The sequence below is a fragment of the Actinoplanes campanulatus genome, assembly GCF_014647795.1.
Taxonomy (GTDB): Bacteria; Actinomycetota; Actinomycetes; order Mycobacteriales; family Micromonosporaceae; genus Actinoplanes; species Actinoplanes campanulatus.
Window position 1 is genome coordinate 45,738 of sequence record NZ_BMPW01000031.1, and the last position, 18,019, is coordinate 63,756.

At 71.0% G+C, this 18,019-nt stretch carries 15 protein-coding genes; 9 read left to right on the forward strand and 6 right to left on the reverse strand.

Translation table 11 applies throughout. The features are described 5' to 3' along the window. Positions 1 to 143 precede the first annotated feature (143 nt). Positions 144 to 722 (forward strand): hypothetical protein, encoded by a 579-nt coding sequence (locus tag IEZ13_RS40725; protein ID WP_183226977.1) that lies wholly within the window; start codon positions 144 to 146, stop codon positions 720 to 722. Here the strand turns inward: IEZ13_RS40725 and IEZ13_RS40730 are convergent. Continuing rightward, entirely contained in the window at positions 682 to 996 is a 315-nt protein-coding gene (locus IEZ13_RS40730) for a DUF3040 domain-containing protein (protein ID WP_183226975.1), read from the reverse strand. The genes IEZ13_RS40725 and IEZ13_RS40730 overlap by 41 nt on opposite strands. 236 nt (positions 997 to 1,232) lie before the next feature. On the opposite strand from IEZ13_RS40730, the gene IEZ13_RS40735 reads away from it, so the two are divergent. From IEZ13_RS40735 to IEZ13_RS40755, 5 genes are all read left to right on the forward strand, one after another. Continuing rightward, positions 1,233 to 1,520, forward strand: coding sequence for a hypothetical protein (locus tag IEZ13_RS40735; RefSeq protein WP_183226973.1), 288 nt, complete (start codon positions 1,233 to 1,235; stop codon positions 1,518 to 1,520). Positions 1,521 to 1,985: 465 nt separating this feature from the next. Then, entirely contained in the window at positions 1,986 to 4,784 is a 2,799-nt protein-coding gene (fxsT, locus tag IEZ13_RS40740; protein WP_183226971.1) for an FxSxx-COOH system tetratricopeptide repeat protein, read from the forward strand. Between the two features lie 26 nt (positions 4,785 to 4,810). Next, complete coding sequence (locus IEZ13_RS40745) at positions 4,811 to 5,020, forward strand: hypothetical protein (RefSeq protein ID WP_183226969.1); 210 nt, start codon at positions 4,811 to 4,813, stop codon at positions 5,018 to 5,020. Continuing rightward, positions 5,001 to 6,227 carry an FxsB family cyclophane-forming radical SAM/SPASM peptide maturase gene (locus tag IEZ13_RS40750; RefSeq protein WP_183226967.1) on the forward strand — a complete coding sequence of 409 codons (1,227 nt, stop codon included), beginning with the start codon at positions 5,001 to 5,003 and terminating at the stop codon, positions 6,225 to 6,227. The genes IEZ13_RS40745 and IEZ13_RS40750 overlap by 20 nt, the downstream gene beginning before the upstream one ends. Further along, positions 6,224 to 7,504, forward strand: a complete 1,281-nt coding sequence (locus tag IEZ13_RS40755) for an aKG-HExxH-type peptide beta-hydroxylase (protein WP_183226965.1) — start codon at positions 6,224 to 6,226, stop codon at positions 7,502 to 7,504. Before IEZ13_RS40750 ends, IEZ13_RS40755 begins: the two co-directional genes overlap by 4 nt. Here IEZ13_RS40755 and fxsT (IEZ13_RS40760) read toward each other — a convergent pair. The 4 genes from fxsT (IEZ13_RS40760) to IEZ13_RS40775 form a co-directional block, all read right to left on the reverse strand. Continuing rightward, positions 7,493 to 10,738, reverse strand: coding sequence for an FxSxx-COOH system tetratricopeptide repeat protein (fxsT, locus tag IEZ13_RS40760; protein WP_183226963.1), 3,246 nt, complete (start codon positions 10,736 to 10,738; stop codon positions 7,493 to 7,495). The genes IEZ13_RS40755 and fxsT (IEZ13_RS40760) overlap by 12 nt on opposite strands. Before the next feature lie 143 nt (positions 10,739 to 10,881). After that, on the reverse strand, positions 10,882 to 11,946 hold the full coding sequence (locus tag IEZ13_RS40765) for a 3-deoxy-7-phosphoheptulonate synthase (RefSeq protein WP_183226960.1): 1,065 nt from the start codon (positions 11,944 to 11,946) through the stop codon (positions 10,882 to 10,884). Positions 11,947 to 12,144: 198 nt separating this feature from the next. Continuing rightward, a complete protein-coding gene (locus IEZ13_RS40770) occupies positions 12,145 to 13,749 on the reverse strand; it encodes a sensor histidine kinase (RefSeq protein WP_183226958.1) in 1,605 nt (534 codons plus the stop codon). A 3-nt stretch (positions 13,750 to 13,752) separates the two neighbouring features. Beyond that, entirely contained in the window at positions 13,753 to 14,490 is a 738-nt protein-coding gene (locus IEZ13_RS40775) for a response regulator transcription factor (protein WP_183226957.1), read from the reverse strand. Positions 14,491 to 14,660: 170 nt separating this feature from the next. Here IEZ13_RS40775 and IEZ13_RS40780 point away from each other — a divergent pair, with 170 nt between their 5' ends. The 3 genes from IEZ13_RS40780 (at position 14,661) to IEZ13_RS40790 (ending at position 15,677) form a co-directional block, all read left to right on the forward strand. Then, positions 14,661 to 14,882, forward strand: coding sequence for a hypothetical protein (locus IEZ13_RS40780; RefSeq protein WP_183226955.1), 222 nt, complete (start codon positions 14,661 to 14,663; stop codon positions 14,880 to 14,882). A 128-nt stretch (positions 14,883 to 15,010) separates the two neighbouring features. Then, the gene (locus tag IEZ13_RS40785) at positions 15,011 to 15,382 is read left to right on the forward strand and encodes a tetratricopeptide repeat protein (RefSeq protein WP_183226953.1); all 372 of its coding nucleotides are present in this window, start codon (positions 15,011 to 15,013) and stop codon (positions 15,380 to 15,382) included. Positions 15,383 to 15,392: 10 nt separating this feature from the next. Beyond that, on the forward strand, positions 15,393 to 15,677 hold the full coding sequence (locus tag IEZ13_RS40790) for a Smr/MutS family protein (RefSeq protein WP_183226951.1): 285 nt from the start codon (positions 15,393 to 15,395) through the stop codon (positions 15,675 to 15,677). Here IEZ13_RS40790 and IEZ13_RS40795 read toward each other — a convergent pair. Beyond that, positions 15,674 to 17,977 (reverse strand): M28 family peptidase, encoded by a 2,304-nt coding sequence (locus IEZ13_RS40795; protein WP_183226949.1) that lies wholly within the window; start codon positions 17,975 to 17,977, stop codon positions 15,674 to 15,676. The genes IEZ13_RS40790 and IEZ13_RS40795 overlap by 4 nt on opposite strands. Between the last annotated feature and the right edge of the window lie 42 nt (positions 17,978 to 18,019).

Here is an 18,019-nt window from a genome sequence, read left to right on the forward strand (position 1 = left end):
GGATGAGCGTCCGAACGAGTCGATACTCGTGGATCGTTCTTGCTGTAGGGCTGGTGATTCTGGCTCTCGGTGTCGTCCTTCTGATGAACGGCACGGCCGGGTGCGGGCCGGCCGAAACGCGCGTCGGCAACCAATGCGTCACTGTGGGTGATGAGACCGGTCTGGCGCGCCCGCTGGAGCACTCGGTCGGCCGGCTCGCCGGGATGCTCACCATCGGCCTCGGCGTCCTGCTCGGTGCGGCCGGGGTCTATCTCACCTTCTTCGCCGACCGGTCGGTCAGCCCGGCCACCGGGGTGGGCGACCGGATCGAGTTGGCCCGTCGTGAGGGCTGGCGCTTCCTCGACGTCGACCCCGACCTGCTGGCGGACTGGAGCGACACCCCCGACTTCGGCGAGGACCAGCCGGCGTACGCGGTCCTGCGCGGGGTTCACGACGACCTCGAGTTCGTGGTCTTCGACTACCGCAAGCCGGACAGCGGCGAACTGGCCACCGCGTGGATCGTCTACCTGCCGGAACCGTCGCGGGCCTTCGTCAAGTGGGCGACCAGTCAGGAGCCGCTCTACCGGCGTCCGCTCAACATGGTGGGGGTGCGGGCGGACGCGATCGTCGACATCGGCCGCCAGGTGCACCGGTCCACCGAGCCGGAGAGTGTCCTGCGCCAGATTCGGGCGCTGGCCGAGATCATCCGTCACTTCGAGGGGCAGGCCGCTGCCAGCTCCTGACCTCGCGCCGCCTGCGCAGCCGGTGGGCCGCGGCGCCGGTGGTGACCGCCGCCCAGAGGGTGGCGAGGGACGCGACGATCCACCAGCCCACCACGGCCAGCACGATGGCGACGGCGGTGACGAGGGCGGACAGGATGAACAGTGGAAGCGGAGCGAAGCCGGTCGGTGACACGCTGAAGTTTCCGCCGCCCATTCGGGCACAGAAGTCGGGATCATCCCGTCGGAGCTGGCGTTCCAGCTGTGCCAGCCGCCGACTGTCCTCTTTGCTGAGCATGTCCGCTACCTTCCGGTCCGCCGAGCCGGTGAAGCATGGATCGAGATGGGGCGATCCCGATCAGAGCCCATTGTTACCTCTGAGTTGCCTCGGTGATACGTCTGCGTGTGCCGAATTTTGGTCCCGGTCCGCTCCGGACAGTGGGACCAACCGGACTCTTGCCGCATCGGGTACAACGTCCCGCGGTCCCGGGGATGACGGCCGGTCCAGGGCAAACCGCGACGTACGGCCGTCGGATGACCTTATGGTTGGCTATCGTGATCGTATTTGGGCCGGGGCAACCCGGCCCTTGTCAGGTGGAGGGCGGCATGGGCGGCGCCGGCCAGAGTGATCCGGACGTGCCGGGCTTGATCGACGTCACGGATCTCCCGGTGGACCGCCTTATCGCGGACGGCGATTCCGTGCTCGCCAACGCCATCCGGCGCTTGTTGATCGAATTCGACGGTGCGCGGGAAGTTCTTTCCGCCTTCGACAACTTCGCCGGCGATCCACCGGGCGCCGCGAGCGCCGAATCCGAGCGATAGCCTCGGTCTCCTCCTTCGCCCGGCGCACCGAACCGGAGGTGGCGGCCAGGCAGCCGATCGCCTGCAAGGTCGATTCGCCGCTGAGTTCCCCGGTCAGAAACAGAATCAGGACCGTCACCACGACCGCCACGAAGGCCAGTTCGTTCGCGACCCGGTCCGCGCCGGGCCTTTGGTGATCACGCATTTGCCGACCCTCCTCGACGATCTTTCCGCCTGAACCAATCCTCGATCCTCCGGAATGCGCGAGAACGGATCCTGGCATTCATCGCCACAAGTTGACGGTTGGCGTACGCCCGTTTCTCGTGAAATCCTGTCTGACACAACTTGACGATTCTTGGCAGCGTCGGAGCGTGACTCGTGGCGGTTCAGATGCCCGGGCCAGATCAATTACTCCCGGGTCCACTCCGGGATCTGGTTCTCGCCCTGCACGAGCTGTATCGCAGTGCCGGAAAGCCGGGCGTCCGAATGATCAGCAACGATGTCAGAATCCGTGGGGACCTCGCCGACACCGTCAGCCACGAAACGGTGAGCGCCATGCTCCGCGGCGACGGGCTCCCCAAGTGGGTGAAGCTGGACTGCGTCGTCCGGGTGCTGGCCGCCCGCTCGGTGGACCGCCGTGATCCGCAGGAGGTGGTTCGCGGCTTCCTGCAGCTGTGGCTGCGGGCCTCGGACGACTCCGACCCGGCCCGCCGGGTGGTGGAGGCGCCGGGCTCCCCGGTCGAGGCGCCGGCCGGGGAGCCCGGCGGCGAGGAGCCTCCCGAGATCGTCCGGCCACGGGTGCTGCCGGAGCGAAACAGCGACTTCACCGGCCGGGACCTGATCCTCGACGAGGTCCGGCGCCGGCTGCGCGAGGGCCGGTCGCTGCCGGTCATCCTGTACGGCCTGGGCGGCGCCGGGAAGACCCAGGTGGCGGTGGAGTACCTGTACCGCTGGGCGGTCCCGGAGAACGGCCTGGTCTGGTGGGTGCCGGCGCACGACCCGATACCGGCCCGCAAGGCCCTGGCCGACCTGGGCAAGCGGCTCAACCTGCCGGCGAACCGGGACCTGGAGCAGACCGTCCGGTCGGTGATCAGCGAACTGGAGCGCGGCCGGGTCTCCTGGCACCTGGTCTTCGACAACGCGGAGCTCTCCGACGCGCTGCTGGCGCTGCTGCCGTCCTCGGCACGCGGCCAGGTGCTGATCACCTCCCGCGACCCGAACTGGGCGAACGTCGGCACCGCCATCGAGGTCCGGCCGTTCGACCGGGCCGAGAGCATCCAGTTCCTGCGCCGCCGCGGCCGGGAGATCGACGGCGCCGACGCGGACCGGCTCGCCGACCGGCTCGGCGACCTGCCGCTGGCCCTGGAGCAGGTGGCCGCGGTGCAGGCCGCCACCCAGATGCCGGTCGCCGAGCTGATGCAGCTCTTCGACGAGCACATGCAGGAGCTGCTGGGCACCGGCCGGCCGCAGCACTACACCGACACCGTGGTGGCCTTCGTCCGGATCGCGGTCGACGGCCTGCGCACCGAGGCGCCGAGCGCCGCCCAGCTGCTGGAGCTCTTCGCCTACCTGGGCACCGAGCCGGTCTCGGTCACCCTGCTGCGCAGCGGGCAGGACGCCCCGGTCACCGCGCCGCTGGCCCGGGCGCTCAGCGATCCGATCCAGATGGCCCGCACCATCCGGGCCCTGCGACGGTACGGTCTGGCCACCGTCGAGCAGCAGACCCGGCGGATCACCGTGCACCGGCTGGTCCAGGTGGCGCTGCGGGAGGCGCTCGACGCGGCCGCCCGCGAGCGGGGCCGGGTCAACGCCGAGCTGTTGCTGGCCGCCGCGAACCCGGGCGCCCCGGAGGACATGCGAGCCTGGGACCTGTACGCGGAGATCTCCCCGCACGTGATCCCGGCCGGGCTGATCGGCTCCGCCCATCTGCCGGCCCGCCGTCTCGTCGTCGACCAGATCCGCTACCAGAACCGGGCCGGTGACTACGCGGGCAGCCTGCGTCTCGCCGACCTGGCCATCGCGGCCTGGACCCCGGCCGACGCGAACGGCGTGGCCGGGCCGGTCGAGGAACTGGCCATGCGGGCCACCTTCGAGCGGGCCGAGACGTTGCGCGCGCTGGGCCGCTACGACGAGTCCCGCGAGCTGAGCATCGACTCCTGGAACCGGCTCCGGGAGAGCACCGAGTACGGCGCCCGGCACCACTTCACGCTGCGCGCGGCCCGTACCGTCGCGGCGCACCACCGGATCAACGGCGCCTACCGGAGGGCGCTGGAGGTCGACGAGGAGACGCTGGCGCACTGCCGGGCCGCCGACCCGGAGGACGAGGAACGCATCCTGCACCAGATGCACAACGTCGCGGTGAACCGGCGCCTGCTGGGCGACCACCGGAGCGCCTTCGCGATCGACGAGGAGGTGCTGCGCCGACGGCGGGAGATGTTCGGTGACCGGGATGCCCGGACACTGCTGTCGATCGGCAACCTGGCCCGCGACCATCTCGGCCTGGGGCACTACCAGCAGGCGTACGACCTGCAGCAGGAGGTGCTGCCGGTGTTCCGCGCCCGAATGGGCACCCGGCACCAGCAGGTGCTGATGAGCGTCCGTACGGTCGTGGTGGCGCTGCGCAAACTCGGCCGGCACGCCGAGGCCCTGCGCCTGGCCCGGGAGAACTACGAGGTCAGCCTCACCCAGCTGGGCACCGACCACGAGCACACGCTGGCCGCCATGATGAGCCTCGCCAACGCCGGCTGCACGCTGGCGGTCGCCGAGCACCGGCCACCGGACGACGCCCTGGAGCTCGCCGAGCTGGCCGTCACGCGATACCGGCGGGTTTTCGGGCGGTTCAACCCGGTCACCCTCGCGGCCGAGGTCAACCACGCGATCATCCTGCGGGCGCTGGGCGATCAGCGGGCTCTCGAGATGGACCGGATGACCCTGACCGAGTTACAGGAGCGATTGGGGGATGAACACCCGTACACCCTTTGTGCGGCGGTTGATTTCGCCACGGATCTGTCTCTTGATCAACAATTCGACGACTCTCGTGACCTGCTCCGTCGTACCCTCGAAGTGTCTCAGCGAGTGCGCGGAAATGATCACCCGGATACGCTCGCCTGCGCCGTGAATCTGGCCTTGGAGTTGAAACAGTCAGGCGCGTTGGGGAGCGCTCAAGTGCTGCTTGACACTACACTTGGCAGCCTCCGCCGGGTTCTCGGACCACACCATCCGAGCACGGTCAATGCTGCACTCGGGGTGCGCGCGGAGTGTGACATCGAGCCGCCGCCGACCTGATCGCGGCGGCGGGCGAGGAGGCGAGGATGGCCGCAGATCCCGGGGTGGCCGGGAGTGGCGACGCGCTGCCCATGGCGCTGGTCGACGTCACCGGCATACCACTGGATCAGCTGCTTCCCTCGACCGATTCGGTGCTGGCGAATTCGCTGTCCGCACTGGTCGCGGAGATGAGCGGAAATCGGGAGATCCTAGCCGCCTTCTCGAATTTCGCGCCCGATGAACCGAGCCCCCTCTGAGGCGCCGCTCCCCGATTGGCCGCACCGGGCTCTGGACGTCCCGCGACTGATCGCGGAGGGCTGGTCACCGCGCCCGTTTCGGGATTACGTGATAAAGGTCCATCAGCGCTGCAATCTGGCCTGCGACTACTGCTACATGTACACGATGTCCGACCAGAGTTGGCGGACCCGCCCCGCGGTCATGCCACCCGAAGTGGTGCGGGCGGCCGCCGGCCGGATCCGTGAGCACGCCCGGGCGCACCGGCTGGACGGCGTGCGCCTCATCCTGCACGGCGGCGAGCCGCTCCTGGCCGGCCGGGACGGGTTGCGATCGATCGTCGGCACGCTGCGCTCGGCCCTCGCCGGGACGTGCGCCGTCGACTTCGGATTGCAGACCAACGGCGTCCTGCTCGACGAGAAGATGCTCGGTGAGCTGCGATCGCTCGACGTCGCGATCGGGATCAGCCTGGACGGGCCGCCCGCCGACAACGACCGGCACCGGCGCCGGGCCGACGGCCGGGGCAGCTACGCCGCGGTGCACCGGGCGCTCACCCTGCTGGACCAGCCGGGCAACCGGTCCGCGTACGCCGGTCTGTTGTGCACCATCGACCCGGACACCGATCCGCTGGAGTGCTATCGCACCCTGCTGGGCTACCACCCGCCGGCGATCGACTTCCTGTTCCCGCACGCGAACTGGGAGCAGCCGCCCCGGCGCGCCACGGAGGACGACACCCGGTACGCCGACTGGCTCGTCACGATCTTCGACGAGTGGTACGGCGCCGAGCGCCAGGCCACCCGGATCCGCCTGTTCGAAGCGGTGATCAACCTGCTCCTGGGCGGCGGCAGTCGCAGCGAACAGGTGGGACTCAGCCCGGTGGCGGTCGCGGTCATCGAGTCGGACGGGGCCGTCGAGCAGGAGGACTCCCTCAAATCGGCGTACGACGGGGCGTGCTCCACCGGCGCCAACGTGCTCACCCACGAGCTGGACGCGGCCCTCACCCACCCCGGGATCGTCGCCCGGCAGATCGGGGAACGGGCGCTCGCCGACGCCTGCCGGCCGTGTGAGCTGCGCCGGGTCTGCGGCGCCGGCCACTACGCGCACCGGTACCGCCGCGGCGCCGGCTTCCGGAACCCGTCGGTGTACTGCGCCGATCTGACCCGGCTCATCACCCACGTCCACCGCCGGGTCGCCGCCGACCTGGCCCGGCTTACCGGGGCACCGCAGTGACGACCAGGTGGCATCAGCTCACGTCCGCCCAGTTCGCCGGGCTGGCCGGGGGGTACGGCGGGGCCGGCCCGGTCGCCGCCCTGGCCCACGCCCAGCTCAGCAAGCACCTGCTGCTCATCAAGTTCATCGCGACCGCATGGAGCGGCGACCGGGCGTACCGGGACCGGGCCGTCGAGACCCTCACCCGGGCGCAGGCCGCCGGCCCGGGGCGGTTCGCCCACCTGCTCACCGATCCGCTGATCGGGGCCTGGGCGGCGGGGACCACCCGGCGCCTGCGTGGCGCGGTCCGTTCCGAGGCGCCGCTCGGCGTCGACTGCAACCACCTGTCCGCGGTGGCCGCCGCCGCGGCCGCGGCCACCGGGGTGGACACCGACCTGGTGGTGCACGTCTCCGGCGGTGGCGTCACACTGCCCGGCCTCGGACGGGCGCTGACCACCGCACCGGAGCACACCCCGCTCGCCGCGACCGTCCGGCGGGGCCGGGTGACCGTTCAGGGACAGGCCGGCTGGCAGGCGCTGCGGACCCTGACCGGCTCGGCGGAGCGGGGCGGGGTGCGCGTGGCCCTGGACGACCTGGGGGCGTACCGGGGTGGGCACCACGCTCCGCCTGCCGACCGGCTGGACGACGCGGAGCTGCGGCGCTGGCAGGACACCTTCGCGGCCGGGTGGACGCTGATCGCCCGGTACGACCCGGTGCGGGCCGGTGAGCTGACCGCCGGACTGCGGACCCTGGTGCCGCTGGCGATCCTCGACGGCCACTCGGCCCGCAGCGCCACCATCCGGGACGCCTTCGGCGCGTTCGGGCTGACCCGCCCGGCCACGCCGGCCGACTTCGCGGTCATGCTGGTCCACGAGTTCCAGCACTCCAAACTCTCCGGTGTCCTGGACATCCAGCCGCTCACCGACGCCACCTCGGCCGACCTGCACTTCGCGCCGTGGCGGACCGATCCCCGGCCGGTCGGCGGCCTGCTCCAGGGGGTGTACGCCTTCCTGGGCATCGGCCAGTTCTGGGAGCGGCTGCTCGGCGTGCCGCAGTTCGCCGGCCGAGCCGCGGACGAGCTGGCCTTGGTCCGCGAGCAGGTGCGCTGGGGACTGCGCGGGCTGGAGGCGGGCGCGCTGCTGCCGGCCGGGGCGCGGTTCACCGCCGGCATGCGGGCCGCCCTGGAGGCCCTGGACACCCGACGGCTGCCGGACCGGGCGGTAGGCCGCGCCGAGCAGGCCGTGCGGGGCACCCACGAGGCCTGGCGGCTGCGGAACGGGGAGGCGCTACGTCGGTGACGGCTCCAGGTCGCACTCGGCCCGCCGGCCCCGGGCCCGGTCGAGGGTGTCCGGGTGATCCGGCCCGAGGACCGCGGCCATCAGGCTGATGGTGCGCTCCAGCAGCCGCCGGCCGGACTCCTCGTCGCCGGTCGCCATCCGGTCGAACGCCACGTTGCCCGCGCACGCCAGGGTGTGCGGATGCTCCTCGCCACGCCGGCCGGTGAGGTCGGCCAGGGTGCTCTCGGACAGCTCGCGGGCGCCGGGCGCGTTGCCCCGCAGCGCCAGGTCGTTGGAGAGGTTGCTGATCGTCCGCAGCGTGTACGTGTGGTGCGGCCCGAACACCTCCCGGAAGCCGGTGGCGGCGCCCTCGTCCAGCACCTGCGCCGCCTCGAAGTCGCCCAGGGCACGCAGCAGCAGCGCCATGTTCACCTCGGCGGCCAGCGTGAACGGGTGTCGGGCGCCGAAGTCCCGCCGGTACGCCTCCAGCGCCCCGGTCGCGAGATCGTGCGCCTGGCCGATTTCGCCGACCGTACGCATCGCGTTGGCCAGGGTCATCGCCGCGGCGAGGCTGTGCTCGTGCCTCGGCCCGAGCCGGGACCGGGTGCCCTCGTAGCAGTTCCGGGCGCTGATCACGGCCTCCGCGAACCGGCCCAGCCGGATCATGGCGATGGCCTGGGTACGGGAGGCCAGCAGCACGTACGTGTGCCGGGGACCGAACTCCGCCCGCAGGTCCGGCACCACCTGGCTGACCAGGTCCAGCGCCTCCTGATGCCGGCCCATCGCCAGCAGGTCGCGCGCCACGTTGGCCCGGCAGTGCAGGGTCTGGTAGCGGTTCGGGCCGGTCCGGCTCCACTGCTGGACCAGGCCGGTGTCGATCCGGTGCGCCTCCTCCACGTCGCCGAGCATGCGCAGATTCACCGCCACGCTCTGGAGCACCCGCAGCGTGTAGAGGTCGTCCTCGCCGAACACCCGCCGATGCCGTTCCAGGTTCTCCCGGTCGACCGCGAGCGCGGCCCGGTAGTCGCCGAGAATGCGTAGGTCGAGCGCCACACTGTTCGCCGTGACCAGGGTGTACTCGTGGTCGACGCCGAACGCCGGACTGCCGCGCAGCACGGCGTACACCTGCTCGGTGAGCTCTCGGGCCCGCGAGCTCTCGCCGAGCGACCGCAGCGCGTTCGCCAGGTGCCGGGTGGCCAGCATGGTCAGCGCGCCCTGCGGGCCGATGTCCGGGCCCTCGCCGGCCCGCCACACCGGGATCGCCATCTCGGCGAGCCGGCGGCTGTTCTCGTAGTCGCCGACCAGGTAGAGGTAGCGCATCTGGTCCTGCACCACCATCCGGGCCTGCGGGAAGTCGGCGGCCACCAGGTTCGCCGGGACGATGTGCGGGCCGATCTCGGCGTGCGTGGCCCAGCCCTGCTGGCCGTCCGGGTCGCCCGGGTTGGCGTGCGCCAGGATGAGCTGCACGTTGCGCCGGCTGTGCTCGCGCTGCTCCTCGTCGAGGCTCTCCCGCAGCACCAACTGCATCAGCCGGTGCACCTGGATCTTCTTGTCCAGGTCCACCCGGGCGAGGCCGAGCCGCCGGACCGCCCGGATCGCCCGGCCCATCTCGATCGGCTCGCGCAGGGTGGTGCGCAGCGGCTCGGACAGCGGCGCCTCCCGGCCGGTGCGCAGCAGCTCCTGGGAGAGCGGCTCGGCGCCGAGGAACGCGAACAGTTCGAACAGTTGCGCCGTGCCGGGGCTGGACTCCCGCAACCGCTCCACGGCCAGCGCCAGGAACGCGGCCACCGTGGTCGGGTAGTACGTCGGCTTGCCCTCGGAGAGCAGCTCCCGGACGTGCGCGTCGAACAGCTCGAGGTATTCGGAGACGGGCATGCTGGTCTCGGCGTGCCAGGTCGCCGCCTGTTCCAGGGCCAGCGGCAGGTCACCGAGCTTCTCGGCGAGACGGTCCGCCTCCTCGGCCGAGATGTCCTTCGCCCGTTTCCGGATCAGCTCGATGCTCTCCGGGCGTTCGAAGACGTCCACCTCGACGGCGTCGCCGAGCCGGCTCCACTCCTGGTTGCGTGACGTGACGATGACGTGCCCGCCGGTCACCGGGACGAAGCGGGCCAGCTCGTCCGGCTGGTCGGCGTTGTCGTAGACCAGCAGCCAGCGCAGCGGCGTGGAAGCCAGCGTGTCGAGGACGGTGGCCGCGGTCTGCTGGAGGCTGTCGCTCTCCGGCAGCCGCAGCCGTTTGCTCAACTCGGCCAGGGAGGACAGCACCGTGGTCGGCTGCTCGGCGGGAATCCACCAGATCAGCTCGTAGCCGCTGATGTAACGGTAGACGTACTCCACCGCGAGCTGGGTCTTGCCGACACCGCCGAGCCCGTGCAGCGCCTGCGGGAGCACCGAGATCTTCGACTTCGTGACCAGCGCCTCGTTGAGGGCCCGCAGCATCGCCTCACGGCCGGTGAAGTCCGGGTTCTGCGCGGGCACGCTGCCCCAGATGGGTCGGCGGTCCGGTGGGTCGTCGTCGGCGTCGTCCGGGGGCGGCGGCAGGATCGCCCGGTTCGGCTCCGGCTCGGGCACCACCACGGGCGGCGGCTCGACCGGCTCCGGCGCGAGCGCGGCGGCCTCCTGCTCGCGACGGCTCGCGATGCACAGCCCGCGGACCGTGGCCTGGCTGAGCCCGATCCCGCCGGCCACCAGATCGATCCAGCGGTGCAGGTCCAGGGCCTGGGCCGGTTCGACCAGGTGGGCCAGGCGGTCCACGTACGTCAACAGCAGCGGCGCCCCACCGGTCCGGGCCGGTGCGGTCTCCAGCCGACGCACCAGGGCCGCCGGATCACCGGTCAGCGCGGCGATCTCCCGCTCCCGGCGGCCGGCCACCCCGGCCGCCGTGGCCAGGTGCTGCGAGCCCACCCCGGCGAGCAGGCTCAGCAGCGACTCGCGGTCGGCCGGTGCGAGCAGGACCTCCCGCTCCAGCTCCTCGGTCAGACGCTCCAGCTCGCGGACCGCGGGGCCCTCGCCCAGCATGTCGTAGACCACCCGGACGAAGGTGCGCAGGCCGCCGGAGCGGGCCAGCATGGCGCCGAGCAGGGACCACACGTCATGCCGTGCGTCGGGGTAACGGGACGCCTGCAACGGGCGGCCGAGCCGGGCTTCCAGCTCCGCGACGTAGCGATTCCGCTCACCCGGATCACGCATGCTCGGAATGTCGAGCAGAGCGTCGAGCAGTCGTTGCCGGTCGTCCAGGGTGAATTGCCGATCAAGCACGTCACGGCCCTCATTCGCGGTCGGCGAGGCTTAATCGTACGACGACGCGAGAGGCCCGATAATGCCGCTTTACATTGACGTTCATGATCGTAATTCAGTGGTGCCGCCGACCTTCCACACCGGAATGATCGGCGGCCACCCGTTCAGAGCGCGCGGCGTTTGGCCGACGCGGTGGCCAGCCGCTCCAGGACCGCCACCGTGGCGTCCCAGCCCATGCAGGCATCGGTCACCGACTGACCGTAGGTCAGCTCGCCGCCCAGATCCTGCCGGCCCGGCTCCAGGAAGCTCTCCAGCATCACGCCGCTGATCGCGCGCTGGCCGGACTCCATCTGCTGCGCGATGTCCTCGGCCACGATCGGCTGCCGCTTGTGGTCCTTGTTGCTGTTGCCGTGCGAGCAGTCGATCACCAGTCGCTCCGGCAGGCCCGCCTTGCGCAGCAGCGCGAGCGACGACTCGACGTCCTCGGCGCTGTAGTTCGGCTTGCCGCCACCGCCGCGCAGCACCAGATGGCAGTCCGGGTTGCCGGTGGTGTGCAGGATCGCCGGGGTGCCCGAGTAGTCGATGCCCGGGAAGACGTGCGACGCCTCGGCGGCCTGGATCGCGTCGACCGCCGTGGAGACGCTGCCGTCGGGGCGGTTCTTCATGCCGATCGGCATCGACAGGCCGGACGACAGCTGCCGGTGCACCTGCGACTCGACGGTCCGGGCGCCGATCGCGCCCCAGGCCACGGTGTCCGCGATGTACTGCGGGGTGATCGGGTCGAGGAACTCGACCGCCACCGGCAGGCCCCGCCGCACGACCTCGAGCAGCAGCTTGCGGGCGATCCGCAGGCCGGTGCCGACGTCACCCGAGCCGTCCAGACCCGGGTCCATGATCAGGCCCTTCCAGCCGACCGTGGAACGCGGCTTCTCGAAGTACACCCGCATCACGATCAGCAGATCCTGGCTGAGCCGTTCCGCCTCTTTCTGCAAAAGAGAGGCGTACTCGCCGGCGGCGACCGGGTCGTGCACCGAACACGGGCCGACGACCACGATCAGGCGCTGATCTCGGCCGTTGAGCACGTCCTCCACCTGCTTGCGGCCGGCCAGCACGGTGTCGTGCAACTCGGACGTCAGCGGCAGCTCGTGGTGGAGCAGCGCCGGGCTCATCAGCGGGACGACCTTCTCGATCCGCTGGTCTCGGACCCGCTGCACCTCTGGGGCGGTCATGGTGATCTCTCTCCTTCGACCGGCCCTGGTCAGAGCCGGTTTGCTCGGGGCAAACAAAAAGGCAGCGACGACGTCGCTGCCTTGCCGGCTCTGGCGGGTGTCTCAGGTCATGCGGTCATGGCCGAGGCACCGGCTTGAGCCGGCCTCGTAAACCAATAGAACGACCACGTCCGAGACATGCCCGCCAGCATAGCCACCTCAGCGCGCCGGCTGCAGCATCTCCGGTCTCTGTTCAGCTGTTGGGACGACAGGAGGTGGGCCGAGCGGCAGCATCACCGTGAAGACGGTCTGGCCGGGACGGCTCTGCACACCCACCTTGCCCCGGTGCGACGTGACCACGGCGTGCACGATCGACAGGCCGAGACCGGTGCTGCCGGCCGCGCGGGACCGGGAGCTGTCGCCCCGGGCGAACCGTTCGAAGATGCGTGGCACCACGTCCGGCTGGATGCCCGGGCCGTTGTCGATGACCTGGATCACCGCGGCGTTCCGCACCGAGCCCACCTTGACCGTCACGGTCGAGCCCTCCGGCGTGTGGGTCCGGGCGTTGGCCAGCAGGTTCGCGACCACCTGATGCAGGCGGGCGCCGTCGCCGACCACGGTGACCGGCTCGTCCGGCAGGTCGAGCTGCCAGTAGTGGCCGGGACCGGCGGCGTGCGCGTCACTCGTGGCGTCGACGGCCAGCATGGTGAGGTCCACCGGATCCTGGGCGAGCGGGCGGCCGGCGTCCAGACGGGCCAGCAGCAGCAGGTCCTCGACCAGGGCGGTCATCCGCTTGGCCTCCGACTCCACCCGGTTCAGCACGTGCGCGATCTCGTCCGGCACGACCTGCCGGCTGCGGCGGGACAGCTCGGCGTAGCCGCGGATCGCGGCGAGCGGGGTGCGCAGCTCATGGCTGGCGTCCGCGACGAACTGCCGGACCTGCATCTCGGAGGCGTGCCGCGCCTCCAGGGCGTTGCCGACGTGGTCGAGCATGCGATTGAGTGCGGCGCCGACCTGGCCTACCTCGGTGCGCGGGTCGGTGTCGGACTCGGGCACTCGCTGCGCGAGTCGCACCTCGCCGGCGTCGAGCTTCAGCTCGGAGACGCGGGTCGCGGTCGCTGCCACTCGATCCAGAGGCTTGAGGGTACGGCGGACGATGAGCGCCCCACCCCAGCCCGCGATCAGCAGCGAACCGAGGATCACACAGCCCGTGAACCCCGCGACCTTGAGCAGCGTGGAGTTGGTCTCCGCCAGCGAGATGCCGACGTAGTAGACCTTGCCGCCCTTGACCTCCTTGACCATCCGGTACTCCGGAAGGTCGCCGCCGAGACTCACGTCGACCTTGGTGCCGTCCGCGGGCACCTCGTCCAGCACCGTGGCCTTCTGCTCGTCGTCGAGCTCCTTGAGGGTGTCGCCGGTGAACGACTCCGAGATGCCGAAGACGCCGCCGTAGAGCGAGCCGTCGGTCTTCTCCATCAGCACGATGGCGTTCTCGGGCACGCCTCGCGGAAGGGTGCTGCTGCTGTCGTCGAACAGGTCGGGTTGCTGCTGCGAGGTGGTGAAGTTGGGCCGGGAGCTGGGGGCCTTGTCCGAGCCGCCGCCGGGCGGTGGACCCAAGCCGAGTCGCTTGCTGGCCTCGTCCAACTCGTCGTCGATCGTTGCGTGCAGGGAGTTGTAGAGGTAGAGCTCGGCGGTGCCGCCGACGACCAGGCCCAGCACGGAGAGCAACGCGATCATGATGGCGACGATGCGGGTGCGCAGCGGCCAGCCCGCGGGACCGCGCCGGCGGGACGGCCGGGAGGAGGTCGAGGCGGCGGAGCTCATGGATCAGTCGGCCGGCTTGAGCACGTACCCGGCGCCGCGCATGGTGTGGATCATCGGTGCGCGGCCGGCGTCGATCTTCTTCCGCAGGTACGAGATGTAGAGCTCGACCACGTTCGCCTGCCCTCCGAAGTCGTAGTTCCAGACCCGGTCCAGGATCTGCGGCTTGCTCAGCACCCGCCGCGGGTTACGCATGAGGTAGCGGAGCAGTTCGAACTCGGTGGCGGTGAGCGTGACCAGGTCGCCGCCCCGGCGGACCTCGTGCGAGTCCTCGTCGAGGGTGAGGTCACCGACGACCAGCTGCGACTCCGTACGCATCGGGGCGTGTCCCATCCGCCGCATCAGACCGCGCAGCCGGGCCACCACCTCCTCCAGGCTGAACGGCTTGGTGACATAGTCGTCGCCGCCCGCGGTGAGGCCGGTGATCCGGTCCTCGACCGAGTCCTTGGCGGTGAGGAACAGCACCGGCACCTCGGGGGTCTCGCCGCGCAGCCGGCGCAGCACCTCGAGCCCGTCGATGTCGGGGAGCATCATGTCCAGCACGACGGCGTCCGGGCGGAAGTCGCGCGCGGTGCGGACGGCCGTCATGCCGTCGCCGGCGCTGCGCACATCCCAGCCCTCGTAGCGCAACGCCATCGAGAGCAGCTCGGCCAGCGTCGGTTCGTCGTCCACCACGAGCACCCGGACCGGGGTCCCGTCGGGCCGCCGAAGCTCGGTGCTGGGTTCTGCGTTCGCCATCGTCATGCCCCTACTGTGGTGCCCCACGCTCGGTGCCGCCTTTTCGTTTCCTGTGAAGCGCCTGTGCCTCTGCCACGTGACGTCATGGTGTTCGGCATGAGGGTTCCGGTCCATGAGGATCCTGGCGAGCGGAGTGGCGCGATCGAAGCGGCGTATAAAAGTCACATAATGGACGAATGGGACTAGTTGGTCGGATAGCGGCCGCGTTCTCCGCGATCCTCTTCCTGCTCCTCTGCCTCACGCCGTCGGCCCGCGCCGAGCTGCCCGAGCAGCGCCGCCCGGAGACCACCGGCTCGGTGCCCGAACTGCCCGGCGGAGGAGTCAGCCCGATGCTGCTCGCCGCGCTCGGCGGCTATCTGCTCACCGGCGGCCTCGCCCTGCTGCTGCTCCGGCGTTGATCAATCCTCGGTCCCCCACCTGGGCATTCCCGGTTGTCAGGGAGCCGTAGCCCGGGGAACACTCGATGTTGGCGCGATGTTGTGCGAGCGTGGGTCAAAGCGGCGGCGCGAGTGTGGGGAGCGTTCACGTGGATCTTCTCGAGGACTACCGCAGGGCCACCTTCTTCTTCGAGTCCGGCGACCCACTCGGTGCCGCCCGGCTGCTCGAACCGATCGTCGAGGCCGAGCCGCACAACACCGCGGTCCGGCTGCTGCTGGCCCGGGCCTACTTCAACTCGGCCCAGCTGAACGGGGCGGAGACACAGCTACGGGTCCTGGTCGAGCATGATCCCTCCGACCACTACGCGCACCACGTGCTCGGCCGGACCCTGGAGCGGGCCGGCCGTTTTCGTGAGGCGTTACCACACCTGCGGCTGGCCTCCGCCATGAAGACGCAGACCGACTACCAGGAGGCGCTGCGCCGGGTCGAGACCTGGCTCGGCAAGAACAGCGCGGCGTAGGGTCTCGATCGTGAAGCTGAAGCTGGACCTGCACGACATCTTCAACAAGGGGCACGAGATCGACCGCGCGCTGCGGGGGATCATCGACGAGGCCATCCAGAAGAAGGCCACCCTCGTCGAGATCATCCCGGGCAAGGGCAGCGGCGCCCTGAAGAAGAAGGTCATCCGCTTCCTCGACCAGAAAGAGATCAAGCAGCTCTACCACCGGGTCGAGAAGGACGGCGACAACTGGGGGCGTCTCTTCGTGCACTTCCGATTCGACGCCCCCACCGGCCGCAGGGGCCGGGGCCGCTAGAGGGTGTAGGTCTTCGCCACGGCGACCATCTCGCTGCTGTGCGAGCCGAGCACGCCGACATCGGCCGGCCGCGGCCGGAAGCCGGGCATCGTGGCGAGGTCGTCGCTGGCGTCCATCACCCGGAACCGGACCGGGCCACTCGCCCGTACGGTCAGGCTGACCTCGACCCCGTTCTCCGGCGGCGCGTGGAAGACGAAGCCTGGCGTGGGGTCGATCGGCCGGCCACCGACCGTGATCGCGGTGACCTCGGCGCCGACCACGTGCAGGGTGGCGAACCGGACCGCCCGCTGCGGATCGAGCAGCAGCCGCATGGTGCGCTGACCGCCCGCCGTGCTCTCCGAGAGCAGCGTGAGCGCCGGCGCCGGCAGGGTCGCCGCGGGAGCCGGTCCGCCGCGCAGCTTCTCGTCGCCGAAAGCCGGCAGGGTGGCGGACACCTCGGCGGGCTCACCGGTCCCGTACTGGGACGTCCACTCCTGCGGCTCGGCCTCCTCGCTGAGCCAGCGGGCGGTGCCGGTGTCGGCGTCCAGGGCGTACATCAGATGGGTGAGCGACGGGTGCTCCTCGTCGAAGCGGTCCACCGCCAGACCGGTCGCCGTGCAGCCGATCACCGCCACGACCGCGATCAGTGACGGGACGGCGCCGAGCCGGCGGGCCTTCAGCGCGTCCAGTCCGCGGGCGCCCGCCTCCACCGGGTGCAGCAGGTCCAGCACCGGCAGCAGGGCCAGGCCCAGCAACACGGTCAGGAACGCGCCCACCCCGGCCATCGGCATGCCGAGCGCCGGGAACAGCATCAGCACGGTCGGCAGCAGGACGACGACCGGGACCAGCGCGCCGACGATCAGGACGGCGACGGCGAGCCACGGGCGGGCGCGCATCGCGAGCAGGGCGGAGACCGCGACGGCCAGGGCCGGAAGCGCGGCCAGGTAGGAGCCGCCCGGGGTGAACGCGGCCAGCACCATCCCGAGAACGGCGAGCCAGGTCAGGCCGCCGACGGCCAGCGCCGCCGGGCCGACACGGCGGCGCAGCAGGGCGTACCAGATCAGGACCGTGGCGGCGCCCAGAGCGATCACCGCGAGGCGGTACCACATCGGACGGTACGGGTCGATCGGCAGGCCGCCGTACTCCGGCCGGATCGTCTTCAGCAGCGCCCACAGGCCCTGGGCCAGCAGCGGCGCCACGATGATCGGCAGCACGGCGAGCGGAATCGCGACGAGCACCCGGCGGCGGACGAACCAGCCCAGCGCGGCCACCGCGATCAGGGCCGCCACGGCCAGCGGCCACACCAGCCCGCCCGGGTAGCGGATCAGCAGGCCCGGCACCGGGAAGTAGGTGGCGTCCCCGGTGTTGCTCAACGTGGTCAGATCCTGGGCGCCGAACTCACGTACCAGAGCCAGCGCGTTGTCCCCGTGGTGCTGGAGGCTGTCCCGGTTCATCGCCGACGGCTTGTCGGTCGGCGCGTGGTAGACCGCGGCGCCGTCGATGTAGGCGGTGTTGAGGCCCAGGAAGTCCGACTCGCGGAACGGCGTGAAGTCGGTGTCGTTCGGCAGCAGCCGGTAGATCTCCACGGCGAAGGACGTGCCGACCGGGTACGGCACCCGGGCGTACGTCTCCACGAGCCGCGCGTTGCCCGCCGACGTCTCGAACATGATCGCCGGGCCGCTGCTGCCCCGCGCCTCCAGGTTCAGCGCCACCCCGCCGTCCCGGGCCAGCGGGTGCTGGTCGACGAACGCCTTGGCCCCGCAGAGACACGCCTCCTCGGCGTCGGTGAGCACCAGCACCACGTCGTTGCGCAGCTTCCTCCCGCTGGTCAGCGCCCGTGCCGTCTCCAGGATCGTGGCGGTGCCCGCGCCGTCGTCGTTCGCGCCCGGGGCGATCTGCGCCGAGTCGTAGTGCGCGATCAGGAAGATCCGCCCGGTCGAGGCGGTCCCGGGGATCAGCGTGACCACGTTCCGCACCCGGGCCAGGCCGGTCCCGCCCGCCGAGGAGGAGAGGCCGGCGCCCTGCACCGACACCACGTCCTGCACCTCGGGCGCCAGGCCCAGACCACGCAGCCTGTCGATCAGGTGCTCGCGTACCCGGTCGTTGGCGGCACTGCCGGCCGGGTGCGGTGTGGACGCGATCGCGCGTACGTCCTCGAAGGCCCTCGCCGCACTGAAGTCGCTTGCCGGCGCCGTTGTCGCCCGCTCCGCGGGCGGTTGAACGGAACGGACCGCGGCCAGGCCGGCCAGCCCGAGAACGGCCAGGACGGCGGCGGCGGCGAGGCCGCGACGCATCGGCCGGGCGAGAGCTGTGTCACTCATGGGGACATCTGACCATCCGGGTACGCCCGACGGGTACCCCGA

Excerpts from the sequence above, each read along its gene's own strand:
- IEZ13_RS40770 (WP_183226958.1), bottom strand. The coding sequence starts at position 13,749 with ATGAGCTCCGCCGCCTCGACCTCCTCCCGGCCGTCCCGCCGGCGCGGT.
- IEZ13_RS40775 (WP_183226957.1), bottom strand. The coding sequence starts at position 14,490 with ATGACGATGGCGAACGCAGAACCCAGCACCGAGCTTCGGCGGCCCGAC.
- IEZ13_RS40795 (WP_183226949.1), bottom strand. The coding sequence starts at position 17,977 with ATGAGTGACACAGCTCTCGCCCGGCCGATGCGTCGCGGCCTCGCCGCC.
- IEZ13_RS40765 (WP_183226960.1), bottom strand. The coding sequence starts at position 11,946 with ATGACCGCCCCAGAGGTGCAGCGGGTCCGAGACCAGCGGATCGAGAAG.
- IEZ13_RS40735 (WP_183226973.1), top strand. The coding sequence starts at position 1,233 with ATGACCTTATGGTTGGCTATCGTGATCGTATTTGGGCCGGGGCAACCC.
- IEZ13_RS40730 (WP_183226975.1), bottom strand. The coding sequence starts at position 996 with ATGCTCAGCAAAGAGGACAGTCGGCGGCTGGCACAGCTGGAACGCCAG.
- IEZ13_RS40750 (WP_183226967.1), top strand. The coding sequence starts at position 5,001 with ATGAACCGAGCCCCCTCTGAGGCGCCGCTCCCCGATTGGCCGCACCGG.
- IEZ13_RS40745 (WP_183226969.1), top strand. The coding sequence starts at position 4,811 with ATGGCCGCAGATCCCGGGGTGGCCGGGAGTGGCGACGCGCTGCCCATG.
- IEZ13_RS40780 (WP_183226955.1), top strand. The coding sequence starts at position 14,661 with ATGGGACTAGTTGGTCGGATAGCGGCCGCGTTCTCCGCGATCCTCTTC.
- fxsT (WP_183226971.1), top strand. The coding sequence starts at position 1,986 with ATGATCAGCAACGATGTCAGAATCCGTGGGGACCTCGCCGACACCGTC.